This window comes from Microbacterium sp. (genome assembly GCF_052099035.1).
Classification (GTDB): domain Bacteria; phylum Actinomycetota; class Actinomycetes; order Actinomycetales; family Microbacteriaceae; genus Microbacterium.
Genome location: NZ_JBQDSX010000009.1, coordinates 1 through 25,087, shown reverse-complemented (window position 1 = coordinate 25,087; position 25,087 = coordinate 1). Strand labels below are relative to the sequence as shown.

Genomic DNA, 25,087 nt, shown 5'->3' with positions numbered 1-25,087 from the left:
GGAGTGCGGGGCTGACTAGTCTTGAAGGGTGTCAACCCTCAGTGATCTCGTCCATGCCCAGGGCTGTCTGACCGATGATGATGTCGAATGGCTCCACCGACTGACCGGAGACGGTCAGCTTCTCGCCGACCTGGCTTCTGCCGACATCGTGATGTGGGTCGCCACGAACGATGGCAGCTTCGTCGCTGTCGCGCATACGCGTCCGAGCGGTGCGGCCACGCTCTTCTACCGCGACATCGTGGGGGAGCGGGTGCGTCCGCAGTGGCGCACGCAGGTGCAGGGTGCTTTCGACTCCCGCGAGATCGTCGATTCGTCGTCACCGGACTGGTTCGAAGAGACGCCCACTCGTGTGCGGGCCGTGCCGATCATCCGGATGCACCGCAAAGACGGTGAGGAACCACCGGTGATCGGCGTCGTCACCCGGCACACGAACCTCGGTGAGGCGCGTACGCCGTCTCGTCAGCAGATCACGTTCGACGAGTGCGCCAACGATCTCTTCCGCATGATCACCTCGGGAGAGTTCCCGGATCTCTCCGCCCCCACCTCTCCGCGCCGCGGTGCTCCCCGTGCCTCGGACGGCCTCATCCGCATTGATGTCGACGGCATCAGCACGTTCGCGAGTCCGAACGCGCTCTCGGCGTTCAACAGGATGGGCTTCGAAGACGAGCTCGAGGGAGAATCTCTCGCCGAGGTGACGACCCGCATCCTGCCAGCGACCCAACAGGTAGATGAATCCCTTCCCGTTGTCGTCACCGGGCGTGCCCCCTGGCGCACCGATATCGAGGCGCGCGGGGTCACCGTCTCACTGCGGGCGATACCGCTGAAGGACCACGGCACGCGCATCGGCGCGATCATCCTCTGCCGCGACGTCAGCGAGCTGCGTCACCAGGAGCAGGAGCTCATCACCAAGGACGCCACGATCCGTGAGATCCATCACCGGGTGAAGAACAACCTGCAGACGGTCGCCTCACTGCTGCGGATCCAGGCCCGCCGCACCCATTCGGATGAAGCACGGGATGCTCTCACTCAGGCCATGCGCCGCGTCGACGCGATCGCCGTCGTGCATGACACGCTCGCGCAGGGGCTCACGCAGAAGGTCGACTTCGATGAGGTCTTCCATCGTGTCCTCAAGCTCGTCGCCGAGGTCGCTGCCGCCCCCAACACCCGCGCACGCACGCACTCGACGGGACGTTTCGGCGTCCTGCCCAGCGAATACGCCACGCCTCTCGCTCTCGCCCTGACCGAAGTCGTCACGAACGCGGTGGAGCACGGCTTGGCCGGCACAGAGGGCACGGTGACCATCGATGCCGTGCGCACCGACGAGAACCTGCACGTGTCCGTCCGCGACACCGGCCACGGACTGCCCGAGGGGCGCGTCGGCCAGGGGCTGGGGACGCAGATCATCCGCACCCTGATTCAGGGGGAGCTGGGTGGCAGCATCGAGTGGAACGGCGCCGAAGGGGAGGGCACCGAAGTGTCGATCGATATCCCTACGCGCTGGATGAACAAGTAGGGAAAAGCACCGCCGCGCCGAATCCGCAGATGCGGACGGCGCGGCGGTCGTGAATCAGGAGGCGCGGCGTGCGCGGGCGGCGCGACGCTTGAGGGCGCGGCGCTCGTCCTCGGACAGCCCGCCCCAGACACCGGAGTCCTGGCTGGTCTCCAGAGCGTATTGAAGGCAGATCTCGGTCACCGTGCAGGTGGCGCAGACGGTTTTCGCCTTTTCGATCTGGTCTACGGCCGGGCCGGTGTTCCCGACAGGGAAGAACAGCTCGGGGTCGACGGTCAGGCAGGCGGCTTTGTCGCGCCAATCCATGGGGGCTCCTCGGTATGGGTGATCTGTGAGCGATCGCGATGCGAAGACTCGGTTCGTGCGACAAAATCGGGATTCATCGCTCATCTGTAGTGCGAGCAGAAGCTCGCCCCACGCCGCTGTGGGAGCACATGACTGTTAATATTGTGTTACAGCTCAGGTGTAAAATCAAGAGTTTTCTGCCTGTAAAGATGAATTCTCAGGAGGCAGCGTGACAGAGGACACCGTGCGATCACCCGGTCTGGCGACAGCGGCCGCAGTAGTGCTCGCTCTCGAGGGCGTCGTCCTCGTCGTCTTCGCGCTGATCGACCTCTTCGGACTCGGCGCCGGCGAGGCTGCGTCATTGCCCACGGCGATCGCACTGATCGTGCTGATCCTGATCGCCGCGGCCGCTCTGTTCGCGTTTGCGGTGGGCACTCGTCGTGGGCGCATGTGGGCCCGCTCCGGCGGTGTCGTCCTTCAGATCCTTGCCGTCGTGCTCGCGCTATCTGCGATCACCGTGCAGCCCGCAGCATGGGGGTTCGTCCTCGGCGTCGGCATCCCCGGGCTCGTCGGATTCATCCTGCTGATCGCGTCATCGCGCAAGGAAGCGCGGCCCGAGGAAGAGCCAGAGTCACAGCCAGAGCCGGAGAGCGAAGGCTGATCAGGCGTCGATACCGAGCGTCTTGCGCAGCCGAGCGACGTGCCCGGTGGCTTTGACGTTGTACTGCGCGAGCGTGATGATGCCCTGCTCGTCGAGCACGAACGTCGAGCGGATGACGCCCTCGATCTTCTTGCCGTAGTTCATCTTCTCGCCCCACACGCCGTATGCGGTGTGCACGGCGTGATCCGGGTCGCTCAGAAGCGTGAAGGTCAGTCCATCGCGCTCGCGGAACTGGGCAAGCTTCGCGGGCTCGTCGCGGGATACTCCGATGACGCGGTAGCCGGCGCCCTGGAGCGAGGAGATGCTGTCACGGAAGTCGCAGGCCTGAGTGGTGCAGCCCGGCGTCATCGCGGCGGGATAGAAGTACAGGATCGTCTTCTGGCCGCGCAGGTCCGACAGGTTGACGGTCATGCCGTCCTGGTCGCGCAGAGAGAAATCGGGAGCGGGGGTTCCGGGGGCGAGTCGCAGATCAGTCACGAGCCCAGCCTACTTGGCGTCCCTGCTGTCGGACTTGTCGGCGAAGGTCTGCAGCAGACGCTGCAGGGAATCCAGCCGCGACAGCTCTGCGTCGTTGAGCGCACCGCGCTCGGCGGCTTCGATCAGGGCGCAGTCGGGAGCATCGGCGAGATGGGTGCATCCGCGCGGACAGCTCTCGGCAATCTCGGCGAGTTCTGTGAACGACGCGAGGATGTTCGCGGTGTCCACGTGGCCGAGCCCGAAGGAGCGGACACCGGGAGTGTCGATCACCCAGCCGGTTCCCTCGCCGCTCTCGTAGCGCAGCGAGACAGTGGACGAGGACGTGTGCCGCCCCCGGCCGGTGACCTGATTCACATGCCCGGTCGCGCGCCCGGCAGAGGGGACGAGAGCGTTCACGAGCGTGGACTTTCCCACGCCCGAGTGGCCGACGAAAACGGTCGAGTGCCCGATGAGGGCCGCGCCCACCTCATCGAGGGGCATCTCGTCCTGCGCACTGGTGAAGACCTGAAGATCCAGCCCGGCGAAGTGCGCCAGAAACTGTGCGGGGTCGGTCAGGTCGGTCTTCGTGACGACGAGAAGAGGGCGGATGCCGGCATCCAGAGCCGCGACGAGATAACGATCGACCAGTCGGGGGCGGGGCTCGGGATCTGCGGCGGCGACCACGATCAGCATCTGATCCGCGTTCGCGACGATCACCCGCTCGACCTGATCGGTGTCGTCCGCGCTGCGGCGCAGCAGCGAGGAGCGCTCCACGATCCCCACAATCCGTGCCAGGGTTCCCTCCGCACCCGACGTGTCGCCGACCACGCGGGCCTGATCTCCCGTCACGATCGGCATGCGGCGGAGCTCCCGGGCGCGGGTAGTCGTGATCACACGCTCCTCGGGACCTCCCTCGTCGAGCATGACGCTGTACCGGCCGCGGTCGACTCCGAGCACACGGCCGATCTCGGCATCCTCGTGCGCGGGACGCCGTTTGGTGCGCGGACGATTCGCCTTCGGGTTGGGGCGGGTGCGGATGCTGCTCTCGTCGAAGTCCTCGAAATCACCATCGAGGTCGTCGTCGGGGGGGAGCCAGCTCACGCGCCGCTGCCTCCGGCGGTATCACCGTCGAGCATGCGTTCCCACAGCTGCGTGAACTCGGGCAGGGTCTTCGCGGTGGTGCCGATGTCGTCGACGACGACGCCGGGCACACGCAATCCGACCAGGGCCCCTGTGGTGGCGAGGCGGTGGTCGTGATGAGCTGCCCACTCGCCGCCGTGCAGGGGACGCGGGATCAGGCGCAGCCCATCCGGCAGCTCTTCGACTTCGCCGCCGAGCGCCGTGATGTTGCCGATGAGGGCGGCGATGCGGTCGGTCTCGTGCATGCGGATGTGACCGATCCCGCGGATCGTCGTGGGAGCGTCGGCGAATGCGGCCAGTCCAACGATGGTGGGGGACAGCTCGCTCGCGGCAGACAGGTCGATGTCGAGGCCTCGGATGCTGTCACCGGCTCGGACCGTCATCGTTCCGCTGTGCCGGCTCACATGGGCGCCCATCGCCTGCAGGATGTCGGGAAGCAGCGCTCCGGGCTGCGTGGAGTGCAGCGGCCAGCCGGTGATGGAGACTTCCCCTCCGGTGACCATCGCGGCGGCGAGGAACGGCGCGGCATTGGACAGGTCCGGCTCGATCGCGATCTCCTTGGCGCGCGGCACACCGTTCTCGACGAGCCACTCGCCCGGGGCCGGACGTTCGATGCGGATGCCGCGACGGCTGAGCGACTCGATGGTCATATCGATGTGCGGCAGGCTCGGCAGATGCTCGCCGGTGTGCACGAGGTGCAGGCCGACGTCGAAGCGCGGAGCGGCCAAGAGGAGTCCTGAGACGAACTGGCTGGAGGAGGAGGCGTCGATCTCGACCCGCCCGCCGCGGATGCGGCCGTGACCGCGGATCGTGAACGGCAACGACCACGTTCCCTCGTCGTCGATGTCGACGCCGAGATCCCGGAGGGCCGTGATCATGGCGCCCATCGGACGGTGCAGGGCCGTTGGATGCGCGGTCAGGTGCACGTCCTCGGCGGCGAGGCCCGCCAGCGGTGCGATGAAGCGCATGACGGTTCCGGCCTGGCCGCAGTCGATGGTGGTGTCACCGTGCAGCGGGGCCGGTGTGACGATCAGATCCGGCCCGAACTGTCCGTTGCCCTCGACCTCTTCGATTCCGATGCCGAGAGCGCGGAGCGCCTCCACCATGCGGGTCGAGTCTTCGGAGTGCAGAGGCGCACTCAGCCGGCCCGGGCCGTCGGCGATCGCAGCGATCATCAACTCCCTATTCGTCAGTGACTTCGACCCGGGAATGGTCAACGTCGAGTGCACAGCGCCGGCAGCCGAAGGGGCGTCATAGGCGCCTGCAGCGGAGGAAGGGGAATACGTTGTGTCGCTCATTGGTTCCAACCATAGTGAATGACCTCGCAAACGCTGAGGAAGGAGTGGTGATGGTTGCAACCCTGGAACGTCGTCTCGAAGACGTCGTCGGCCTAGACTGGCCGGTGATGGATGACACGACAACCCCAGAAGGCGCCGGCACTGCGCAGCGCGAGTTCGAAGAACAGGCGATCCCGTTCATGGATCAGCTGTACGCCGCAGCCATGCGCATGACGCGCAATCCTGCCGATGCCTCCGATCTCGTGCAGGAGACGTTCGTCAAGGCCTTCGCATCATGGTCCTCGTTCACTCAGGGCACGAACCTGAAAGCGTGGCTGTACCGCATCCTCACGAACACCTACATCAACATCTATCGCAAGAAGCAGCGCGAGCCGTTCCAGGGCACGATCGACGAGCTCGAGGACTGGCAGATGGGCGGCGCGGAGTCCACGACGGCTTCGCACAGCCGATCCGCGGAGGCGGAAGCCATCGACCGCATGCCGGCATCCGTCGTCAAAGACGCGCTTCAGGAAGTCCCCGAAGACTTCCGCCTCGCGGTGTACCTGGCAGACGTGGAGGGATTCGCGTACCAGGAGATCGCAGACATCATGAAGACTCCCATCGGCACCGTGATGAGCCGTCTGCACCGTGGCAGACGGATGCTTCGGGAGCTTTTGGCAGATTACGCCGCGGAGCGAGGAATCGTCGCGGCCGGTACGAGGAGCAAGAAATGAACGATTGCGGCTGCGACAAAGCCCGTCAGGACCTGGAGGAGTACCTCCGCAACGAGGTGTGCAAGACCGAGCACACCGAGATCCGCGAGCACATCGAGAACTGCGCGTCCTGCCAGGGCGAGGCACTCGTCGCGAGCACACTGACCGAGGTCGTGGCGCGGGCGTGCAAGGAGACGGCTCCCGAGGAGCTGCGCGACATCGTGCTCACCAAGCTGCGCGCTGCGCAGGCCGCCGCGCACTGAGTTTTCTCGGCGCGGTGTCCGCGGCCTCCCATAGGCTGGACGGATGACCGACGCACGAAACATTCCCGTCGACCCTGCATCCGCTGAGCGCCTGACCGGCAGAGGGCTCACGTATCGCCTGATAGATACCGATTCGGATGCCGATACTAAGGCGTTCCTCCGCGCGGATGCGCGTGGTTTCCTCGACCCCGACCCCGGTGATGAGGCGATCGCCGTCGACCGTGACGGCATCCGTGATCGCCGCAACGTGGGCGTGTTCGAGTCGGATGCGGCAGAAGGCGACCTGCCGGTCGCAACGGTGAATTCGTGGGTGTCTCCGCTCACCGTTCCCGGTGGCGAGATCGACATGTGGGCGATCAGCTCCGTGACCGTTTCCGGCACGCACCGACGACGCGGGATCGCTCGTGCTCTGCTCGAGGGAGAACTCCGCGCCGCGGCATCCGCCGGCGTTCCCATCGCCGGCCTCACTGTGTCGGAGGCGACCATCTACGGTCGCTATGGATTCGCATCGGCCGTCCCCGTCGCGAAGATGACCGTCGACACCCGCCGGGCAGGATGGGCCGCGGAGGCACCGGCCGGACGACTGGAGTACGTCGAGAAGGATGCGCTGAAATCCGCCCTCGCCGAAGTGCACGATGTGGAGCGCACCCAGCGCGCCGGGCAGATCGGCGGATGGGAGCTGCGCTGGAGCCGCATGGCCGGCATCACGCAGGGAAACCCGAACGCGGCGAAGGTGCGCGGCATCCGCTACCTCGATGAGCACGGAAACGTCCGCGGCGTCATAGTTTATTCGCTCAACGAGATTCCCGGGGCGTTCCGCTTCGAGATGTCGATCTCGAAGCTGTCGGCGGTGACGTCGGATGCTCTCACTGCGCTCTGGGGCTTCGCACTGCAGCACGACCTCGTCGACAAGATCACCGCAGACCTGCGCCCGATCGATGATCCGCTGCCGTGGCTGGTGAAGGATCGTCGTGGTGTCGAGGTCACCGTGCACGATCACGGCTGGCTGCGGATCCTGAACGTGCCGGAAGTTCTCGGCGCCCGCACATATCGCGCGCCGCTGGACCTGGTGCTGCACGTCGAGGATCCGTTGGGATTCACCGCGGGTTCCTGGCGGTTGTCGATTGCAGACGGCCGCGCGACGGTCGTGCCATCGGATGCTGAGACCGCAGACGTGACCCTCGACATCGGCACCCTCTCGGCACTGTATGCCGGGGGCTACAGCGCCACGCAGCTCCTCGCCGCTGGGCGGCTGGAGACGACGGCAGAGATCGCGGCATCCATCGACGACGCGTTCCGGACGGTCCGGGCGCCCACCCTCAGCATCTGGTACTGAGGGCGGGCCGGCCGGATCAGCCCAGCGTGACTGCGCGCTTGATCAGTTCGGCCTGCTCGAGTGCGTGCACCTTCGAGGAGCCGGTCGCAGGAGATGCAGACGCGGTCCGGGAGATGACGCGGAACCCGCGCTCGCGGACCTTGTCGAACTCGAGTGCGAGGAACGGCCACGCGCCCTGGTTCTCCGGCTCATCCTGCACCCAGACGAGCTCGGCATTGGGGTAGGAGTCGGTGATCTTCTTCAACGCCTCGAGCGGCGTCGGGTAGAGCTGCTCCAGACGCACGAGCGCGATCTCGGGGTTCGGGTTCTTGTCGAGCTCGCTGCGCAGATCCCAGTGGATCTTGCCGGAGTGCAGCAGCACGCGCTTGACCGAATCGCGGGTCAGGTCGCGGCTGTCGTCCAGAATCGGCTCGAAGCGTCCCTGCGTGAAGTCCTCGACGCTGCTGGTCGCACCGCGCAGGCGCAGCATCGCCTTCGGGGTGAAGACGATCAGCGGCTTGCGAGGACGCGCGTAGGCCTGGCGGCGCAGCAGGTGGAAGTACGATGCCGGCGTCGACGGACGGGCGACGATCATGTTCTCCTGCGCGCACAGCTGCAGGAAGCGCTCGATGCGTGCCGAGGAGTGGTCAGGGCCCTGACCCTCGTAGCCATGGGGGAGTAGCAACGTGACGCCGGACTGCTGGCCCCACTTCTGCTCAGCGGCAGATACGTACTCGTCCACGACGGCCTGAGCGGTGTTCGCGAAGTCGCCGAACTGCGCCTCCCAGAGGACGAGGGCCTCTGGCGCCTCAACCGAGTAGCCGTACTCGTACGCCATGGCGGCGTACTCACTCAGCAGCGAGTCGTACACGAAGAAGCGACCCTGGCTCTCGGAGAGATTGGCCAGCGGCAGCCATTCCTGTCCATTCGCACGGTCGTGCATGACCGCGTGGCGCTGCACGAAGGTGCCGCGACGCGAGTCCTGTCCTGCCAGACGCACCGTGGTGCCCTCCGCGAGGATCGAGCCGAATGCGAGGAGCTCGCCGAAGCCCCAGTCGATGCCACCCGACTTGGTCATCTCGACCCGCTTGTCCAGCAGCTGCTGGATCTTCGGGTGCACGGTGAAGCCCTCCGGCTTGTTGGCAAACGCTTCGCCGATGAGCGCGACGACCTCGTTCGAGATGCCCGTCACTTCCGGCTCACCGATGACCTCGTCGACAGGGGCGAGATCAGGAGCGATCGGAGTCGCGCCGGTCTCGGCCGCGTGCGTCTCGGCGAAAGCGACCTCCAGACGGCTCTGGAAGTCGTCCTTGGCCTGCTCGTACTCTTCTTCGGTGATGTCGCCACGTCCGACGAGCGCCTCGGTGTAGAGCTTGCGCACCGAGCGCTTCGCCTGGATGAGGTCGGTCATCAGCGGCTGCGTCATCGACGGGTCATCGCCCTCGTTGTGGCCGCGACGGCGGTAGCAGACCAGATCGATGACGACATCCGAGTGGAAGCGCTCACGGTACTCGAAGGCGAGACGTGCGACGTGGATGACCGACTCGGGGTCATCGCCGTTCACGTGGAATATCGGCGCCTGAATGGTCTTGGCGACATCTGTCGCATAGACCGAGGTGCGAGCATCCGTCGGCGTCGTGGTGAAGCCCACCTGGTTGTTGACGACCACGTGGATCGTGCCACCGGTGCGGTAGCCGCGCAGCTGCGACATCTGCAGCGTCTCGACGACCACGCCTTGACCGGCGAATGCGGCATCGCCGTGGACGAGGACGGGCAGCCAGGAGAACGTGCCGATGGGCTTGCGGTCCTGCTTGGCGCGCACGATGCCCTCGAGCACGCCGTCGACGGTCTCGAGGTGCGACGGGTTCGCGGCAAGGTACACCGGCAGCTCGGAGCGGTCATCGGCGATGAACGTTCCCTTGGTGCCGAGGTGGTACTTCACATCGCCCGAACCGCGCTGGTTCCCGGGTGTCTGGGTTCCCTCGAACTCACGGAACACCTGGCCGTACGTCTTGCCGGCGATGTTGGTGAGCACGTTCAGGCGACCGCGGTGGGCCATGCCGATCGCGGCTCCGTCGAGCCCGGCCGTGGCCGCACCCTGCAGGACCTCGTCGAGCAGCGGGATCAGAGACTCGCCGCCTTCGAGCGAGAAGCGCTTCTGGCCGACGAACTTCGTCTGCAGGAAGGTCTCGAACGCCTCGGCCTCGTTGAGCTTGCGGAGGACCCGCAGCTGCTCGTCATGGCCGGGCTTCTGGTACTTGACCTCGAGCTTCTCCTGGAACCAGCGGCGCTGATCAGGATTCTGGATGTGCATGTACTCGATGCCGAGAGTGCGGCAGTACGAGTCGCGCAGCACGCCGAGGACGTCGCGCAGCTTCATGACGCGCTTGCCGCCGAAGCCGCCGGTGACGAACTCGCGGTCGAGGTCCCAGAACGTCAGCCCGTGGCTCTCGATCTCGAGGTCGGGGTGCGAGCGCTGCACGTACTCGAGCGGGTCGATATCGGCCATGAGGTGACCGCGGACACGGTAGGAGTTGATGAGCTCCTGCACGCGGGACTGCTTGTCGACGCGCTCGGCGAGGTCGACCGCGATGTCCGGGTTCCAGCGGATCGGCGCATACGGGATGCGCAGTGCGGCGAAGATCTCGTCGTAGAAGCCGCGCTGACCGATCAGCAGCTCGTGCACCTTCTTGAGGAACTCGCCGGAGCCAGCACCCTGGATGACGCGGTGGTCATAGGTGCTGGTGAGCGTGATCGTCTTGCCGATGCCGAGCTCTGTCAGCGTCTTGGGGCTGGAGCCCTGGAACTCCGCCGGGTACTCGAGCGCGCCGGCGCCGATGATGCAGCCCTGACCGGTCATCAGACGCGGCACGGAATGGACGGTACCGATTCCACCCGGGTTCGTCAGGGAGACCGTCGCCCCGGCGTGATCCGCCGCGGTGAGCTTGTTGTTGCGTGCACGGGTGACGAGATCCTCGTAAGCCGCGAGGTACTCCGTGAACGTGAGAGTGTCGGCGTGCTTGATGCTCGGCACCATGAGTGCGCGGGTGCCGTCGGGCTTGGGCAGATCGATGGCGATTCCGAGGTTGACGTGCGCCGGTGCGACGACGGAAGGCTTTCCGTCGACCTCGGCGTAGGACACGTTCTGGCTCGGGAACTCCTTGAGCGTCTGGATGAGAGCCCAGCCGATCAGGTGCGTGAAGCTGATCTTGCCGCCGCGTGAGCGCGCGAGGTTGTTGTTGATGACGATGCGGTTGTCGATCATCAGCTTCGCAGGGATGGTGCGGACGCTGGTCGCCGTCGGAATCGTCAGCGACTTGTCCATGTTCGTGGCGAGAGTCTTGGTGAGCCCGCGCATCGGAGTGATGGTGTCCTCATCGCCGGCATCCTTCTCGGCGGGCTTCGCCTTGGGCTCAGCCTTCGGCGCCTGCGCCGGAATCGGAGCCTGCTTGGCGGGCTTGGCCGTGGTCTTCGCCACCGGCTGCGAGCCGAGCACCGGAATCGGCGCCGTCACAGGATGCTGCTCATTCGCGGCGCTCGCCGTGGGGGAGGCGGGAGCGCCGGATACCGCATCCGGTGTGTACTTCTCGAGGATCGGCCACCACTCCTTGTCGACGGAGTTGCGGTCAGTCGTGAACTGTTCGTACAGCTCGTCGACGAGCCAGGAATTGGCTCCGAAATCCCCGTCGTCCGAACCCCCGACGCCGGCTACTTGGCCTGCCACGCGTTATCGCCCTCTTTCATCGCTGAAGAACTGTCCGCGCGCGGACTCAGAGGTCTCCCCGGGTTTGCGCGCTCTGCCCTCTAGCCTAACGTGTCCCAGCACACTGATCTGTGAGGTGGCGCACCGACGCACGCTGCGAAAAGATACCGTGGAGGTATGAAGTTCGTCAGTGAGCAGCCCGCCGTAGATCTCACCTATTCGGACGTGTTCCTCGTTCCGCGTCGATCAGCGATCACGAGCCGCCTCGAGGTCGACCTCGCGCCGCAGGACGGTACGCCGGCGACGATTCCGCTGGTGGCATCCAACATGAACTCCGTCACCGGTCCACGGCTCGCGGCCGTGCTGGCCCGGCGCGGCGGGATCGGCTTCCTGCCGCAGGACATGCCGCTGCAGGATCTGGATGCCGCGATCCGCGAGGTCAAGGCGCAGCCGGTGATGTGGGACACGCCACTTGTGCTGTCGCCGGGGGCCACCGTCGCAGACGCGCTGCAGCTGATGCCGCCCGTGAGCGGGCACGGTGTTGTCATCGCCGAGGGGACCGGACGGATCGAAGCATCCGCCGTTCGCGGCATCCTGCCAGCGGCACGATTGGCCACGGCGTTGCCGGATGCGCGCCTGGGTGATCTCGTGCACTCCGGCAGTCCGTCGCTCGACGCGGAGGACGTCACCGACGCCCGAGCGGCGTTCGACGTCATCACCGAGACCGGAGCAGACCTCGTCACCGTCATCGAGCACGGCGATCTCGTCGGCACGCTGAGCGCCCGCAGTGCCCTGCGCTCGACGCTCTATGCGCCGGCTGTCGATGCGCAGGGGCGTCTCGCCGTGGGGGCTGCGGTCGGCATCAACGGCGACGTGGCGGCGAAGGCTCGCGCTCTGGCATCCGCAGGTGTGGACGTGCTGGTGATCGACACCGCGCACGGGCATCAGGACGGGATGCTGCGTGCTCTCGCGACCGTGGCGGCGCTGGATCTCGGCATCCCGTTGGTGGCGGGCAACATCGTTACTGCCGACGGCGTGAACGACCTCGTCGATGCCGGTGCGACGATCCTGAAGGTCGGGGTTGGGCCCGGCGCGATGTGCACGACCCGGATGATGACGGCGGTGGGACGCCCGCAGTTCTCCGCAGTCCTCGAGACTGCCGAGGCCGCGCACGCTGCCGGAGCGCACGTGTGGGCCGATGGGGGAGTCCGGTACCCGCGCGATGTCGCGCTCGCGCTCGCCGCAGGGGCGGCATCCGTCATGATCGGCTCCTGGTTCGCCGGCACGATCGAGGCGCCGGGGCGGCTGCAGGCAGATGCCGACGGCCGCGTGTACAAGGAATCGTGGGGGATGGCTTCGACCAAGGCCGTCCAGGCCAGGTTCGGACGCCTCGACGCGTACGACCGGGCCCGCAAGGAGCTGTTCGCCGAGGGTATCTCCTCGTCGAAGATCTATCTGGATCCGCTGCGGCCGGGGCTCGAGGACCTGCTCGACATGATCACCTCGGGTGTGCGCTCCTCGTTCACCTATGCCGGCGCTTCGTCTGTGCCGGAGTTCCACGATCGCGCGCTCGTGGGGCGGCAGTCGGCCGCCGGGTACGAGGAGGGCAAGGCGCTCCCAGTCAGCTGGTAGCGCGCGCCGCGCTTCGCGCTGCTGTTCTCGCGCTTCGCGCTGCTGTTCTCTGGGCCGCGCTGCTGTTCCGTGCGCTTCGCGCTGCTGTTCCCTGCGTCGCGCTGCTGTTCTCCGTGTCGCGCTGCTCAAATCTGTCCGCGCTGCAGAAGTTTCCGCCGCGTCGGCGGATATGAGCAGCGCGACGGGCGGGGTGGGGTGCGGAACGGGGCGAGGCGGGTGCGAATGACTCGTCCTCCACAGGTGAGACAAGCGCCGTCGGCCTGTGGAAAACGGTCGGATGCTGTCGCAGCCGTGCGACCGTGGACGGCATGTTGCTGCCGTTGCTGAGTCCGATCGCCGTGCACCGCCGTCGCGAACGTGATGGCGAACCGGCCAATGATCGTCAGATGCGCCGCTCGATCGATGCGGGGATCTTCCGCAGGGTCGTCGCCGGGAGCTACGTACGAGAGTCGGAGTGGGCGCAGTTGCGACCGATGCAGAAGCATCTGGTTCGCGTCATCGAAGTCGCCGATCGAGCTCGGTGCCCTATCGTCTTCACGCACAGCGCAGCTGCGGCGGTAGTCAGCATCGATCGCATCGGCGCCTGGCCCGAGCTCGTGCAAGTGCGCATCGAACGATCGAGCGGAGGACGCTCGTCCGGAGCCGTGAAGCGCCGTGCACTGGGATTCGACGGCACCGAACTCATCGAGTGGCGCGGGCATTTTGTGACCTCGCCCGCGCAGACAGCGATCGATCTGGCATCCGAGAGCACGTTCACAGCCGGAGTGGTCGCGGTCGACCAGGCGCTGTGGAACCGACGGGGAGGCGGCCCGCTCGCCGTACGCGATGACCTGCGCCGCGTGATGGAGAACAACGACCGGCGAGGGCTTGCGCGTGTCCCCGATGTGCTGAGATTCGCCTCTGAACTGGCAGATTCGGTGCGTGAGAGCGAAGCGCGCGTCCTGCTCGATCGGCTCGGATTCCCGCAGCCGGTGCTGCAGAAGGAGTTCCTGCTCCCCGGCTCGAAGCAGGTACGGACGGACTTCTATTTTCCCGACCAGGATCACGTCGGTGAGTTCGACGGTATCGGCAAGTACTTCGATCCGGACATCCTCAAAGGCAGGACGCCCGAGCAGGCGCTCCTCGAGGAGAAGGATCGCGCGGACGCGCTGCGCCGACAGGTATCTGGCCTGTCACGGTGGCGTACACCTGCTCATCGCGACCCCGCTCAGCTCTACAGCATCCTGACTGCGGATGGATTGCCGTCCAGGTTTCCGCCGCCGCGTCTGCTTTCGTGACGTGCTCCGCACCCGCCGCACTCGCCGTGCCCGTCGCGCTGCTCTTATCTGCCCACGCGGCTGAAACTTCTGCAGCGCGGACAGATTTGAGCCGCGCGACGGCGGGAACGACAGCGCGACGGCGGGAATGACAGCGCGACGGCGGGAACGACAGCGCGACGGCGGGAATGACAGCGCGACGGCGGGAACGACCGCGCGACGGCGGGAACGACCGCGCGACGCGGCGAATGACAGCGCGACGGCGCCGCGCGCGAACTCACAGCGAAATCGAGAAGGCATGTCCGAACGGGTCGGTAGAATTGATGCACCATGGACGACCCTCCCAGTTGTAGTACCTCGCCCCACTGCCCGCGCTGCCACCTCAAGGAGGGGCGCGTCTGATGGATTACGTCATGTTGGGCGTGGGGCTCCTGCTCACGGTGGGAACAGGCCTGTTCGTCGCCAGCGAGTTCGCGCTCGTCAATCTCGATCGCGCTGAGCTCGAGGCACGTCAGGCCCGCGGAGAGTCACGACTGGCGCTGACGATCAGCGCGCTCAAGCACACTTCCACCCATCTGTCCTCCGCGCAGCTCGGCATCACGCTGACGACGCTGCTGACCGGTTACACGATGGAGCCGGCACTGTCGAACCTCCTCAGCCCCGTACTCACGGGCATGGGGATCGCCCACGTAGCCGTCCGGCCGATCGCCACCGTCGTAGCCATCGTCATCGCCACGGTGCTGTCGATGATCCTCGGCGAGCTCGTTCCCAAGAACTTCGCCCTCGCGCTGCCGCGTGCGACGGCCAAGCTCGTCATCCCGTTCCAGGTCGCTTTCACCGCCGTGTTCAAGCCGGCAGTCCTCGCGCTCAACGGCAGTGCCAACGGGATGCTGCGCGCAGTGGGCATCGAGCCGAAGGAAGAGCTCTCCGGCGCCCGCACCGCGGAGGAGCTCTCCTCCCTCGTCCGCCGCTCCGCCAGCGCCGGCGTGCTCGAAGCAGATACCGCATCTCTGCTCGATCGCACCCTCACCTTCTCCCGGCTCTCTGCCGACGACGTGATGACCCCGCGACCGAGCATGCACGCGATCTCCGCCGGTGATTCCGCGGAGGACGTCATTCAGCTCGCACGCCGCACCGGCCACAGCAGATTCCCCGTCTACGACGATGACCTCGACGACATCACCGGCGTCGTTCACCTGAAAGCTGCGGTCTCCGTCCCACGCGATCGTCGCGGCGACGTCCCGGTCGGGGCGCTGTCCACCGAGCCGCTCCGCGTGCCAGAGACCGTCCACCTGGATGTGCTGATCTCAGAGCTTCGAGCCAAGGGATACCAGCTCGCCGTCGTCGTCGACGAGTACGGCGGCACAGCAGGAATCGTCACCCTGGAAGACCTCGTCGAAGAAATCGTCGGCGAGGTGGCCGATGAGCACGACCGCAGCCGTGCCGGCGTCGTCCGCGGACCAGACTCGATCACATTCCCGGGCGAGCTGCGCCCCGATGAACTGCACAGCCGCACGGGAGTGCGCGTGCCGGAAGGCGACGTGTACGACACCGTGGGCGGTTACATCATGAGCGTGCTCGAGCGCGTGCCGGTGGGCGGCGACGAAGTATCGCTGGACTCCGGCATCCTCCACGTCGTCCGCATGGACGGCCGTCGCGTCGATCGCATCCGGTACACGCCGGTCCCGGTGGATGCCGCGACCGAGGAGGTGACGCGATGAACGACTGGATGGGAATCGTCTGGCTCGTGATCCTGCTGATCGCGAACGCTTTCTTCGTCGGCGCCGAATTCGCGGTGATCTCGGCACGACGCTCGCAGATCGAGCCGCGCGCCGAGAAGGGCTCCCGCGCAGCGAAAACCGCGCTGTACGCGATGGAGCACGCGACGCTCATGCTCGCGACCTCGCAGCTCGGCATCACGATCTGCTCGCTGCTGATCCTGAACGTCTCCGAGCCTGCGATCCACCATCTCCTCGGCATCCCGATGCATGCGTTCGGATGGGCGGATGCCGTCGTCGACGTTACTGCCTTCGTCGTCGCGCTGCTGCTGGTGTCGTACCTGCACGTGGTGTTCGGCGAAATGGTGCCGAAGAACCTCGCATTCTCGATCCCCGACCGGGCCGTGCTCATCCTCGCGCCTCCTCTGGTGGTGATCTCGAAGGCGTTCCACCCCGTGATCTGGGTGCTCAACGCGGCAGCCAACAGCGTGCTGCGCCTGTTCCGCGTGGAGCCGAAGAACGAGGCCGCATCGACGTTCACGATCGACGAGGTCGCCACGATCGTGGACCAGTCACGGCGGGAAGGCGTGCTCTCGGACACCTCGGGCGCCGTCGCCAAGGCCGTCGAGTTCACGGATAAGAAGGCCCGTGCCGTCGCGGTGGCACTGGGGGATCTCGTGACGCTGCCGCAGACGACCACCCCCGATGACATCGAGCGTGCGGTCGCGCGCTATGGATTCTCCCGCTACGTGATCGTCGATGACGAGGGCGCACCGGTCGGCTACGTGCACCTCAAGGACATCCTGCGTGCCTCTGAGGGGGCGGATGCCGCCAGGATGACCGTGGAGCCGATCCCGCCCAAGCGCATCCATCACATGGTCCCCGTGCAGGAGGACACCGACCTCGAGGATGCGCTCGCCGTGATGCGGCGTGCCGGGCGTCACCTCGCCAAGGTGCGAAATGCCCGCGGCGAGACCACCGCCGTGCTGTTCCTCGAGGACATCATCGAGGAGCTGGTCGGCGAAGTGCAAGACGCCACCCGGCGCGTGCACGGGCGGTAGCGGGGCCGGTCAGCGCCAGCGTGCGCGCAGGTACTGCGGCGGCCAGGCGGTCTCCGCTCCCAGCTCGTGCGCTGCGCGCAGCGCGAAGTGCGGGTCGCGCAACCATTCGCGGCCCGCGAAGACGGCATCCGCTGATCCCTCGGCGAGCACCTGCTCGGCCTGCTCCGCCCCGGTGATGAGGCCCACTGCGGCAACGGGGACGCGGCCGTTCTGCCGCACGGCGGCGGCGAGCGGCACCTGGTACCCCGGGTGCACGTCGATCTTCTGATGCGCGACGAGCCCTCCGCTGGAGACATCGATCAGGTCGGCGCCGTGCTCGATCGCCCACTCGGCGACCACGGCCGCGTCCGCCGGTGCGAAGCCGCCCTCGGCGTGGTCGGTTGCCGAGATCCGCACGAAGATCGGCACGTTTGTGCCCGCGACCTCGCGCACCGCATCGATCACGCGCAGCAGCAGACGCGCGCGGTTCTCGAGCGAGCCGCCGTACTCGTCGGTGCGCAGATTCGATAGCGGGGAGAGGAACTGGTGCAGCAGATATCCGTGCGCACCGTGCAGTTCCAGCACGTCGAAGCCGGCATCCAGCGCGCGCCCTGCGGCAGAGCGGAATCCGTCGACGACGCGCTCGATGCCCGCGGCATCCATCGCCACCGGCGATTCGAAACCCTCGAAGGCGACCGCAGACGGCGCGACCGTCTGCCAGCCGCCGTCCGCCTCCGGCACAGAACCCCGCTCATCCGCCCACGGCCACCAGGTCGATGCCTTGCGTCCGGCGTGCGCGAGCTGGATGCCGGCGAGCGAACCGCGCTCGTGGATCGCCTGCACGATCGGTGTCCAGGCGTCCCGCTGCGCATCGTTCCAGATGCCGGCGTCGCGCGGGGAGATCCGCCCCTCGGGGACGACGCTGCTCGCCTCGGCGACGATGAGTCCCGCACCGCCCGACGCGAACTGGGCGAGGTGCGTGTGATGCCACTCCTGCACGACGCCGTCGACGGCGCTGTACATGCACATGGGCGAGACCCACAGGCGGTTCGGGAACGTGACAGAACGGATGCTGAGCGGGGAGAAGAGAAGACTCACTCTTCGACCGTAGTACCGGCGTGGGCGGGCGCGGCGCGCTAGCGTGGAACCCATGGTCGATGTCCGCGAATGGTCCCGTGCGGACACCGTGCGTCTGCTGCGGGTGCCGACCGCGGCGGACGACAAATACTCCCGTGGCGTGGTCGCCCTGCGCACCGGATCTGATGCGTATCCGGGGGCTGCGGTCCTCGGCATCGAGGCGGCCTGGCGGACGGGCGCCGGGTTCGTCCGTTACGTCGGCGGGGGACGGGCTGCCGATGCCGTGGTCGCCCGCAGACCCGAGACCGTCGCGGCCGCCGACATCGGGCGCACCCGCGTGGATGCCTGGGTGATCGGCTCAGGAACGGATGCTGCGCATCGCTCCGCAGACGATGAGCGGGCGTTGCGGCAGATTCTCGGCGGAACAGCCCCGGTCGTCGTCGATGCCGGTGCGCTCGATCTTGTCGCCGGTTCCGGTGCCGCGGCCGGTGCCGCGGCGCCCCTGATTCTCACCCCGCACGCCGGGGAATTTGCACGGTTGCGCGAGAGCGCAGGGCTGAGCGCCGAGGGCACGGGCGATCGTGTGGCGGATGCCGTCCAGGCTGCCCGCACGCTCGGCTGCACCGTGCTGCTGAAGGGTGCTACGACCGTGGGCGCCTCTCCCGCAGGACCCGTTCTGACGGTGGAATCCGCGCCCGCATGGCTGGCGACGGCCGGGGCCGGTGACGTTCTCGCCGGGATGCTGGGCGCGCTCATCGCCGCAAACCCGGAGGTTCCGCTGGCTGAAGTCGCGGCATCCGGTGCCTGGCTCCATGGCTTCGCGGCAACGCGGGCCTCCGGCGCAACCGAGGGGCGTCCCGGGCATCCGATCGTCGCGCTCGACGTGGCCGAGGCGCTTCCGGCCGCCATCGGGGATCTGCTTTCGTGAAGTTCCGCAGCGTCGGCGTGTGGGCTGCTTTCCTCGCCGTGCATGTCCTCGTCGCATGGCTGGGCTGGGTGTATCCGAGCCAGCCGATGGGCGATGTCGTCCTCGTCTACCAGCCGTGGTCGGCATCGGCACTCAGCGGTGAAGCGATCGTGGGGATCACCGAGTCGTGGGTGTACCCGCAGCCGGCACTGCTACCGATGCTGCTCACCCAGCTGATCGCCTGGCCGCTGACTGCCCTCGCTGGCACGACTGGTGCCTACCTGATCGGCTGGGCCGTGTTGATCACCGCGCTGGATGCTGTCGGATTCGGGGCGCTGGTCGGCCGCACGGGGTCCGCCGCACGGCGGAGCGCCGGCTGGTTCTGGACGGCCGCGCTCTTGTTGCTGGGGCCGATCGCAATGTACCGGATCGACGCGGTCACCGTGCCGTTGGCCGTGATCGGCGGATGCTGGCTCGTGAAGAGGCCAGCGATCGCCGCGCTCCTGCTGACGGTTGCGGCATGGATCAAGATCTGGCCGGGCGCACTCCTTGTCGCCGCCGTGGTCGCGGTGCGCTCCCGCGTGCGCATCCTGCTCGTGCTCCTCGTCGTCAGTGTCGGCATCGTGGCGGTGCTGTTCCTCCTCGGTGCCGACCAGCACCTGTTCGGGTTCCTCACCGAGCAGACGGGGCGCGGACTGCAGATCGAGGCGGTTGCCGCGACGCCGTTCATGTGGATGGCCGTGGCGGGCGCAGCATCCATCGATTACAGCTTCGAGATCCTCACATTCCAGATCGGTGCGCCGGGCGTCGACGTGCTCGCGATGCTGCTGACCCCGATCATGGCGCTCGCTGCCCTCGCCGTGCTTGCTCTCGGAGCGATCAAAGCGAGTCGCGGAGCATCCTTCGCGCGGCTGTTCCCGCCGCTCGCCCTCGCGCTTGTGGCGACTCTCATCGTCACCAACAAGGTGGGATCGCCGCAGTTCCAGACGTGGTTGATCGCACCGGTGATCCTGTGGATCGTCTTCGACCGCACGCGCTCCGCGCTGCCCGCCGGGATCGTCCTGGTGCTCGGCGGACTGACGTGCCTGGTGTATCCGCTGACCTACGACGGGCTGCTGCGCGCCGAGATGCTCCCTGTGCTGCTGCTCACCGCGCGCAACGCCCTGGTGATCGTGCTGCTCATCGTCGCAGTGCGCGCCCTCGTGCGCGTACCGGTCGGCCGCCGTGCTCCTCGGAAGAGAACCTGAACCCCCAACAGTAAGGAATGCCATGCTCATCGCTTTCTCCGTCGCCCCCAGCGGAACCGGCACCCGGAGCCGCTCCGGAAGCGGCGACGACTCCGTGCACGACGCCGTCGCTGCCGCCGTCAAAGTCGTCCGCGAGTCCGGACTGGCGCACCGCACCACCAGCATGTTCACCGAGATCGAAGGCCCGGACTGGGACACCGTGATGGGCGTCGTAAAGCGCGCCGTCGAGGCCGTGCAGCCCTTCGGGTCCCGGGTGTCCCTCGTGCTGAAGGCCGACATCCGACCGGGCTACTCGGGTGAGCTGGATGCGAAGATCGACCGCCTGGAGCGCGCGATCGAGGAAGAATGACCGAGACGATGCTCACGGGTGGAACGGTCGTGCTGCTGCGCGACGGTCCTGACGGGCTCGAGACGCTGATGATTCGCCGTCCCGACCGCGGTTCGTTCGCCGGCGCATGGGTGTTTCCCGGCGGCGTCGTGGAGGACGCCGACGTCGTCGCGGGCGAGAACGAACAGCAGACGGCCGCACGGGCCGCCGCACGCGAGTGCGAAGAAGAGGTGGGGCTTCGTCCCGCCGAGCTGCACGCGTTCTCGTGCTGGGTGCCGCCTGCTGAGGCGCCCAAGCGCGTGCGCACGTGGTTCTTCCTCGCAGCAGCATCCGAGGGGGAGCTGCGACCGGCTCCGGACGAAGTGGTGGAGACGCGGTGGCTGTCGCCCGCCGAGGCGCTGCGGCGCCACGCCGACGATGCGCTCATGCTGTTCCCGCCGACCTGGGTCACGCTCACCGCTCTTGCCGGTTGTGGGAGTGTCGCGGACGCGCTGAGGTCGGCATCCGTTCCTGAGGCATCCGTTCCTGAGGCATCCATTCCTGAGGTGTACGTCACGCACATCCTCGGTGGCGGCGTCTTCGTGTGGCCCGGTGATGCGGAGCATCCCGATGGCGGGTCGGGTCAGCACCGGTTGGAGACCGGCGCGCTCCCGTGGCGGTACACGCGCGGCTGAGCGCGGGTGAGCGCGCGCGGCGCGGGTGCGGGGCGCGCGGGTGCGCGCGACTGAGCGCGGCGCGGGCGCGGGAGTGCGCGGCTGAGCGCGGGCGTCAGGCTTCGAGCAGGCGGCGCAGGTGCAGCTCGACAGCATCCGTCTCGATGAGGAAGCCGTCGTGGCCGAAGTCGCTCGTGAGTACGACGGCTTCGTTCCCGTCGAGCGTGTGCGGGATGCTGCGCGCGATCCGGTGCTGCCCGTCGACGGGGAATAGCCGGTCGGTGTCGATGCCGAGCACGAGTGTCTTCGCTGTGACGGAGTGCAACGCCTCTTCGACGCCGCCGCGTCCGCGTCCCACGTCGTGCGAGTTCATCGCCTCGACGAGCGTGAGGTAGCTGTTCGCGTCGAACCTACGGGTGAACTTGTTGCCGTGGAAGTCGAGGTACGACTCGACCGCGAACCGTCCGTTGTGTCCGAGCGGGGAGACATCGGACTGCCAGGAACGCTGGAAGCGCTGGTTCAGTTCGATCGGACTCCGATAGTTCAACAGCGCCATGCGTCGCGCGAGAGCGAGCCCGCGGTGGGGGCCTTCGCCCATGCTCTGATCGTAGTATTCGCCGCCCTGGAAGCGGGGGTCGATGCGGATCGCCTCGAGCTGCACGGAGTTCAGCGCGATCTGGTCGGCGGTGTTCACCGGGGGGGAGGACAGCACGGCGAGCCGTTCGACGCGCTCGGGGTGCATGACGGCCCACTCCAGTGCATGCATTCCGCCCATGGAGCCGCCGACGACGCCGGCCCAGCGCACGATTCCCAGCGCATCGGCGAGCTGCACCTGCGCTTCGACCTGGTCGCGCACCGTCAGATACGGGAAGCGCGACGCCCACTCATAGCCGTCGGGGGCGATGCTGGCCGGGCCGGTGGAGCCCTGGCATCCGCCGAGCATGTTGGGGGCGATCACGAACCAGCGGTCGGTGTCGAGCGCGGCGCCGGGGCCGACGATGCGCTCCCACCAGCCGGCGGTCGGATGTCCGGGACCGGCGTCGCCACGCAGATGGCTGTCGCCGGTCAGCGCGTGCAGCACGAGGATCGCGTTGTCGCGGGCGTCGTTCAGCTCGCCCCAGGACTCGTAAGCGATGCGGATGCCGGGGAGCTCGGCGCCGGTCTCGGTGCGGAAGGCTCCGAACGAGGCGAACTTGCGGTCGCCGGCCGGGTCGCCGTCACGCCACGCGCCGGTTGCTGGAGGTCGAGCGCGGAGCAGACGAGCATCCGCCTCGGTCACGCGCGCCGAGGGCACGGTGTCTTCGGAGGTGCTCTGCCAGTCCATGTGTCCATTCTCACCCGCCCGGCGCATCCGCGCTCGCACGTTACGCGCGGGCTGCGCCCTCCACCTGGCGCCGGGGCCCCCTCTGGTCGTCGACGCCCCTCCGCAGATACGCAAATGCGAGGGGGCATGGATGCTGCGAGGGGGCGCGGATGCTGGGGAGGAGCGCCTACGGGGGCACCAGGGCGGGGCGGCTCACCCGGGCGGGCGGATGCCGAAGGCACTCAGACGCGCTGCGAGGGTGTCGGCCGTGTGGAGATGCTCCCAGCCCCACCGGCCCGTGCGCCATCCCGTCACACCGCGGACGGCATCCTCTCGTTGCTTCTCGGCGAGCAGAGTCTCTTCGAGCGCACGGCCGCGGCGAAGCTCCGGATCGAGATATTTCCCCTGGCCGTCGAACTCGCCGAACACCCGCGAGCGGGGGAAGCCGAAGTCGAGCCAGTAGTCCTCGCCGTCCGGTCCCACCACGTGCGTCTGCAGCATGACATCGCGAAATCCCAGTTCCCTCAGATGCAGCCGGCTCACGCTCTCACCGGGAAGCTGCGCACGCCCATCCGCGAACTCGAGGAGATCGCGTGCCTTGCGTATGCCGCGGGTGCTGACGCCATTGGCACGCTGCTCCATCCGGGCGTGCCACTCGGCGGCGAGATCGGGATCCTGCTCGTGGCCGTGCACCGCCTCGCGTCGCAGCGCAGCATCCGCGGCAGACAGCCCGGTTGCCAGGGAAGTGGAACGGGCAAGGTCCAGAACGGTTCGGTCCAGTGACGTGCAGCGGATGCCGTCGATCTCGACGATGTCCGCGTCGGAGATCTCGACGTTGTGCCAGACGACCTTCGCGCGGGAGCGGCCATGCCGCTCACCCAGAATCACGGTGTGGACATTCGCCGGTGCAATCCTGCACAGCGGCAGGTCGTGCAGTACAGCCGCCGACGGCCCCCAGAACACGGGACCTGGGGTGGCGGAGTTGCTCTGCACGGCGAGTACTTGGATGAGATGGCGACCCTCGTTCCAGAGGTCTTTCCAGTGCGGGGATTCGACGTATCTGCCGCGTCGCACGCGACGGAGTGTGCCGGCCGTGACCTGTGCGGTGATGTCGCGGTCGGTGAGACCTGTGGCGGTCAGGTCGTCACGGGTCAGCAGCAGCTGGCGCGCTGCGGTGAGATCGATCGTCTTCGGCATCCACGCAGTCTGGCGTCCCGCCACTGTCCGCGCCTCCGCAATTCACGCGCCCCGTGGACAACTCCCGGGATCCCCATACCTGTGGAGGACGAGTGCACACACGTCGAGGCCCCCTCGTAGCATCCGCGCCCCCGCTGAAATACGTGATTCAGAGGGGGCGCGGATGACCAGAGGGGGCCTCGGCGAAAGTGGCGCGTGCGCGAGCGCGGCGCGCGCGGCTCAGGCGCGCGCGGCCTCGGAGACGCGACGAGCGGCGATGAGCGCCTCGTCGAGGTCGGCCTTGAGGTCGTCCACATTCTCGAGACCCACCGACAGGCGCACCAGGCCCGGCGTGACACCGGCGGTCAGCTGCGCTTCAGGGGAGAGCTGCGAGTGCGTCGTGGATGCCGGGTGGATCACGAGCGAGCGCACGTCACCGATGTTGGCGAGGTGGCTGAACAGCGACAGGCTGTTGACGAACTCGCGACCGGCCTCCACGCCGCCCTTCAGCTCGAACGACAGCACCGCACCGACGCCCTTGGGCGCGTACTCGTTGGCCTTGGCGTACCACGGCGAGGAGGGGAGTCCCGAGTAGTTCACCGAGGCGACGTCGGAGTGGTTCTCCAGCCACTCGGCGATCTCCTGAGCGTTCTGCACGTGGCGCTCGATGCGCAGCGACAGCGTCTCGATGCCCTGGATGAGGTTCCAGGCGCTCTGCGGGGCGATGGCCGAGCCGAGGTCGCGCAGCAACTGCACACGTGCCTTGATGATGTACGCGAGCGCGTCGCCGACTGCGTCGGTGTACACGGCGCCGTGGTACGACGGGTCGGGAGTTGTGAGTTCGGGGAACTTCTCGGAGTGCTCCGACCAGGCGAAGGATCCGCCGTCGATGATCGCGCCGCCGATGGTGGTGCCGTGACCACCGAGGAACTTCGTGACCGAGTGCACGATGATGTCGGCACCGTGCTCGAAGGGACGGATCAGGTACGGGGTCGCGATCGTGTTGTCGACGATCAGCGGGATGCCGTTCTCATGGGCGACATCGGCGATGCCGCGGATGTCGAGCACGTTGATCTTCGGATTGCCGATGGTCTCGGCGAAGAACAGCTTCGTGTTCGGGCGGACGGCAGCGCGCCATTCCTCGATGTCGTCCTGGTTCTCGACGAAGGTGACCTCGACGCCGAGCTTGGCGAGGGTGTACTTGAAGAGGTTGTACGTGCCGCCGTAGATCGAGCTCGACGAGACGAAGTGATCGCCGGCCTGTGCGATGTTCAGCACGGCGAAGGTCGATGCGGCCTGGCCGCTGGCGAGCACGAGTGCGCCCGTTCCGCCTTCGAGGGCCGCGAGGCGCTGCTCGAGCACGTCCTGCGTCGGGTTCTGGATGCGCGTGTAGATGTTGCCGAACTCGGCCAGCGCGAACAGATTCG

The 25,087-nt window shown here is 67.3% G+C and carries 22 protein-coding genes; 13 read left to right on the top strand and 9 right to left on the bottom strand.

Translation table 11 applies throughout. The annotated features are described in order from the left end of the window. Window positions 1-28 precede the first annotated feature (28 nt). Entirely contained in the window at window positions 29-1,513 is a 1,485-nt protein-coding gene (locus tag ACTIAO_RS04540) for a sensor histidine kinase (RefSeq protein WP_441905078.1), read from the top strand. 54 nt (window positions 1,514-1,567) lie between these two features. On the opposite strand, the gene ACTIAO_RS04535 is transcribed toward ACTIAO_RS04540, so the two are convergent. Then, window positions 1,568-1,816: a WhiB family transcriptional regulator gene (locus ACTIAO_RS04535; RefSeq protein WP_017203224.1), complete on the bottom strand. Its 249-nt coding sequence runs from the start codon at window positions 1,814-1,816 to the stop codon at window positions 1,568-1,570. A 208-nt stretch (window positions 1,817-2,024) separates the two neighbouring features. On the opposite strand from ACTIAO_RS04535, the gene ACTIAO_RS04530 reads away from it, so the two are divergent. Next, window positions 2,025-2,456 (top strand): hypothetical protein, encoded by a 432-nt coding sequence (locus tag ACTIAO_RS04530; RefSeq protein WP_441905077.1) that lies wholly within the window; start codon window positions 2,025-2,027, stop codon window positions 2,454-2,456. Here ACTIAO_RS04530 and bcp read toward each other — a convergent pair whose 3' ends face one another. From bcp to aroA, 3 genes are read right to left on the bottom strand one after another with little or no spacing between them, the layout of a single operon-like run. Beyond that, window positions 2,457-2,933: a thioredoxin-dependent thiol peroxidase gene (gene bcp / locus ACTIAO_RS04525; RefSeq protein ID WP_441905076.1), complete on the bottom strand. Its 477-nt coding sequence runs from the start codon at window positions 2,931-2,933 to the stop codon at window positions 2,457-2,459. 9 nt (window positions 2,934-2,942) lie between these two features. Further along, complete coding sequence (rsgA, locus tag ACTIAO_RS04520) at window positions 2,943-4,013, bottom strand: ribosome small subunit-dependent GTPase A (protein WP_441905075.1); 1,071 nt, start codon at window positions 4,011-4,013, stop codon at window positions 2,943-2,945. Continuing rightward, complete coding sequence (gene aroA / locus ACTIAO_RS04515) at window positions 4,010-5,350, bottom strand: 3-phosphoshikimate 1-carboxyvinyltransferase (protein ID WP_441905074.1); 1,341 nt, start codon at window positions 5,348-5,350, stop codon at window positions 4,010-4,012. The genes rsgA and aroA overlap by 4 nt, the downstream gene beginning before the upstream one ends. A 50-nt stretch (window positions 5,351-5,400) precedes the next feature. On the opposite strand from aroA, the gene ACTIAO_RS04510 reads away from it, so the two are divergent. The 3 genes from ACTIAO_RS04510 to ACTIAO_RS04500 are packed head-to-tail and all read left to right on the top strand — an operon-like array spanning window position 5,401 to window position 7,641. Then, a complete protein-coding gene (locus tag ACTIAO_RS04510) occupies window positions 5,401-6,063 on the top strand; it encodes a sigma-70 family RNA polymerase sigma factor (RefSeq protein ID WP_441905073.1) in 663 nt (220 codons plus the stop codon). After that, entirely contained in the window at window positions 6,060-6,305 is a 246-nt protein-coding gene (locus ACTIAO_RS04505; RefSeq protein ID WP_441905072.1) for a zf-HC2 domain-containing protein, read from the top strand. Before ACTIAO_RS04510 ends, ACTIAO_RS04505 begins: the two co-directional genes overlap by 4 nt. Window positions 6,306-6,348: 43 nt before the next feature. Then, window positions 6,349-7,641: a GNAT family N-acetyltransferase gene (locus tag ACTIAO_RS04500; RefSeq protein WP_441905071.1), complete on the top strand. Its 1,293-nt coding sequence runs from the start codon at window positions 6,349-6,351 to the stop codon at window positions 7,639-7,641. Window positions 7,642-7,657: 16 nt separating this feature from the next. On the opposite strand, the gene ACTIAO_RS04495 is transcribed toward ACTIAO_RS04500, so the two are convergent. Continuing rightward, window positions 7,658-11,344 carry a multifunctional oxoglutarate decarboxylase/oxoglutarate dehydrogenase thiamine pyrophosphate-binding subunit/dihydrolipoyllysine-residue succinyltransferase subunit gene (locus tag ACTIAO_RS04495; protein WP_441905070.1) on the bottom strand — a complete coding sequence of 1,229 codons (3,687 nt, stop codon included), beginning with the start codon at window positions 11,342-11,344 and terminating at the stop codon, window positions 7,658-7,660. A 156-nt stretch (window positions 11,345-11,500) separates the two neighbouring features. Here ACTIAO_RS04495 and ACTIAO_RS04490 point away from each other — a divergent pair, with 156 nt between their 5' ends. From ACTIAO_RS04490 to ACTIAO_RS04475, 4 genes are all read left to right on the top strand, one after another. Next, window positions 11,501-12,955, top strand: coding sequence for a GuaB1 family IMP dehydrogenase-related protein (locus ACTIAO_RS04490; RefSeq protein ID WP_441905069.1), 1,455 nt, complete (start codon window positions 11,501-11,503; stop codon window positions 12,953-12,955). Window positions 12,956-13,254: 299 nt separating this feature from the next. Then, complete coding sequence (locus tag ACTIAO_RS04485; protein WP_441905068.1) at window positions 13,255-14,232, top strand: hypothetical protein; 978 nt, start codon at window positions 13,255-13,257, stop codon at window positions 14,230-14,232. A gap of 380 nt (window positions 14,233-14,612) precedes the next feature. Further along, the gene (locus tag ACTIAO_RS04480) at window positions 14,613-15,932 is read left to right on the top strand and encodes a hemolysin family protein (RefSeq protein WP_441905067.1); all 1,320 of its coding nucleotides are present in this window, start codon (window positions 14,613-14,615) and stop codon (window positions 15,930-15,932) included. Beyond that, entirely contained in the window at window positions 15,929-16,990 is a 1,062-nt protein-coding gene (locus tag ACTIAO_RS04475) for a hemolysin family protein (protein WP_441905066.1), read from the top strand. The genes ACTIAO_RS04480 and ACTIAO_RS04475 overlap by 4 nt, the downstream gene beginning before the upstream one ends. Window positions 16,991-16,999: 9 nt before the next feature. Here ACTIAO_RS04475 and ACTIAO_RS04470 read toward each other — a convergent pair whose 3' ends face one another. Further along, window positions 17,000-18,067 carry an NADH:flavin oxidoreductase/NADH oxidase gene (locus ACTIAO_RS04470; protein WP_441905065.1) on the bottom strand — a complete coding sequence of 356 codons (1,068 nt, stop codon included), beginning with the start codon at window positions 18,065-18,067 and terminating at the stop codon, window positions 17,000-17,002. A gap of 52 nt (window positions 18,068-18,119) precedes the next feature. On the opposite strand from ACTIAO_RS04470, the gene ACTIAO_RS04465 reads away from it, so the two are divergent. From ACTIAO_RS04465 to ACTIAO_RS04450, 4 genes are read left to right on the top strand one after another with little or no spacing between them, the layout of a single operon-like run. Beyond that, window positions 18,120-18,974 (top strand): ADP-dependent NAD(P)H-hydrate dehydratase, encoded by an 855-nt coding sequence (locus ACTIAO_RS04465; RefSeq protein ID WP_441905064.1) that lies wholly within the window; start codon window positions 18,120-18,122, stop codon window positions 18,972-18,974. Continuing rightward, the gene (locus ACTIAO_RS04460) at window positions 18,971-20,200 is read left to right on the top strand and encodes a hypothetical protein (protein WP_441905063.1); all 1,230 of its coding nucleotides are present in this window, start codon (window positions 18,971-18,973) and stop codon (window positions 20,198-20,200) included. The genes ACTIAO_RS04465 and ACTIAO_RS04460 overlap by 4 nt, the downstream gene beginning before the upstream one ends. Window positions 20,201-20,222: 22 nt before the next feature. Beyond that, a complete protein-coding gene (locus tag ACTIAO_RS04455; RefSeq protein ID WP_441905062.1) occupies window positions 20,223-20,549 on the top strand; it encodes a thiamine-binding protein in 327 nt (108 codons plus the stop codon). Further along, window positions 20,546-21,202: an NUDIX domain-containing protein gene (locus tag ACTIAO_RS04450; RefSeq protein ID WP_441905061.1), complete on the top strand. Its 657-nt coding sequence runs from the start codon at window positions 20,546-20,548 to the stop codon at window positions 21,200-21,202. Before ACTIAO_RS04455 ends, ACTIAO_RS04450 begins: the two co-directional genes overlap by 4 nt. 94 nt (window positions 21,203-21,296) lie before the next feature. Here ACTIAO_RS04450 and metX read toward each other — a convergent pair whose 3' ends face one another. The 3 genes from metX to ACTIAO_RS04435 all read right to left on the bottom strand — a co-directional run. Next, complete coding sequence (gene metX / locus ACTIAO_RS04445) at window positions 21,297-22,505, bottom strand: homoserine O-acetyltransferase MetX (RefSeq protein WP_441905060.1); 1,209 nt, start codon at window positions 22,503-22,505, stop codon at window positions 21,297-21,299. Window positions 22,506-22,697: 192 nt separating this feature from the next. Beyond that, on the bottom strand, window positions 22,698-23,681 hold the full coding sequence (locus tag ACTIAO_RS04440) for a hypothetical protein (protein WP_441905059.1): 984 nt from the start codon (window positions 23,679-23,681) through the stop codon (window positions 22,698-22,700). 219 nt (window positions 23,682-23,900) lie between these two features. After that, on the bottom strand, window positions 23,901-25,087 hold a 1,187-nt coding region (locus ACTIAO_RS04435; protein WP_441905058.1), incomplete at its 5' end, for a bifunctional o-acetylhomoserine/o-acetylserine sulfhydrylase.

Coding starts and splice junctions, on each gene's coding strand:
- ACTIAO_RS04535 (WP_017203224.1), bottom strand. CDS start 1,816: ATGGATTGGCGCGACAAAGCCGCCTGCCTGACCGTCGACCCCGAGCTG.
- aroA (WP_441905074.1), bottom strand. CDS start 5,350: ATGAGCGACACAACGTATTCCCCTTCCTCCGCTGCAGGCGCCTATGAC.
- ACTIAO_RS04510 (WP_441905073.1), top strand. CDS start 5,401: ATGGTTGCAACCCTGGAACGTCGTCTCGAAGACGTCGTCGGCCTAGAC.
- ACTIAO_RS04505 (WP_441905072.1), top strand. CDS start 6,060: ATGAACGATTGCGGCTGCGACAAAGCCCGTCAGGACCTGGAGGAGTAC.
- ACTIAO_RS04500 (WP_441905071.1), top strand. CDS start 6,349: ATGACCGACGCACGAAACATTCCCGTCGACCCTGCATCCGCTGAGCGC.
- ACTIAO_RS04490 (WP_441905069.1), top strand. CDS start 11,501: ATGAAGTTCGTCAGTGAGCAGCCCGCCGTAGATCTCACCTATTCGGAC.
- ACTIAO_RS04480 (WP_441905067.1), top strand. CDS start 14,613: ATGGATTACGTCATGTTGGGCGTGGGGCTCCTGCTCACGGTGGGAACA.
- ACTIAO_RS04475 (WP_441905066.1), top strand. CDS start 15,929: ATGAACGACTGGATGGGAATCGTCTGGCTCGTGATCCTGCTGATCGCG.
- ACTIAO_RS04465 (WP_441905064.1), top strand. CDS start 18,120: ATGGTCGATGTCCGCGAATGGTCCCGTGCGGACACCGTGCGTCTGCTG.
- ACTIAO_RS04455 (WP_441905062.1), top strand. CDS start 20,223: ATGCTCATCGCTTTCTCCGTCGCCCCCAGCGGAACCGGCACCCGGAGC.
- ACTIAO_RS04450 (WP_441905061.1), top strand. CDS start 20,546: ATGACCGAGACGATGCTCACGGGTGGAACGGTCGTGCTGCTGCGCGAC.
- metX (WP_441905060.1), bottom strand. CDS start 22,505: ATGGACTGGCAGAGCACCTCCGAAGACACCGTGCCCTCGGCGCGCGTG.
- ACTIAO_RS04440 (WP_441905059.1), bottom strand. CDS start 23,681: ATGCCGAAGACGATCGATCTCACCGCAGCGCGCCAGCTGCTGCTGACC.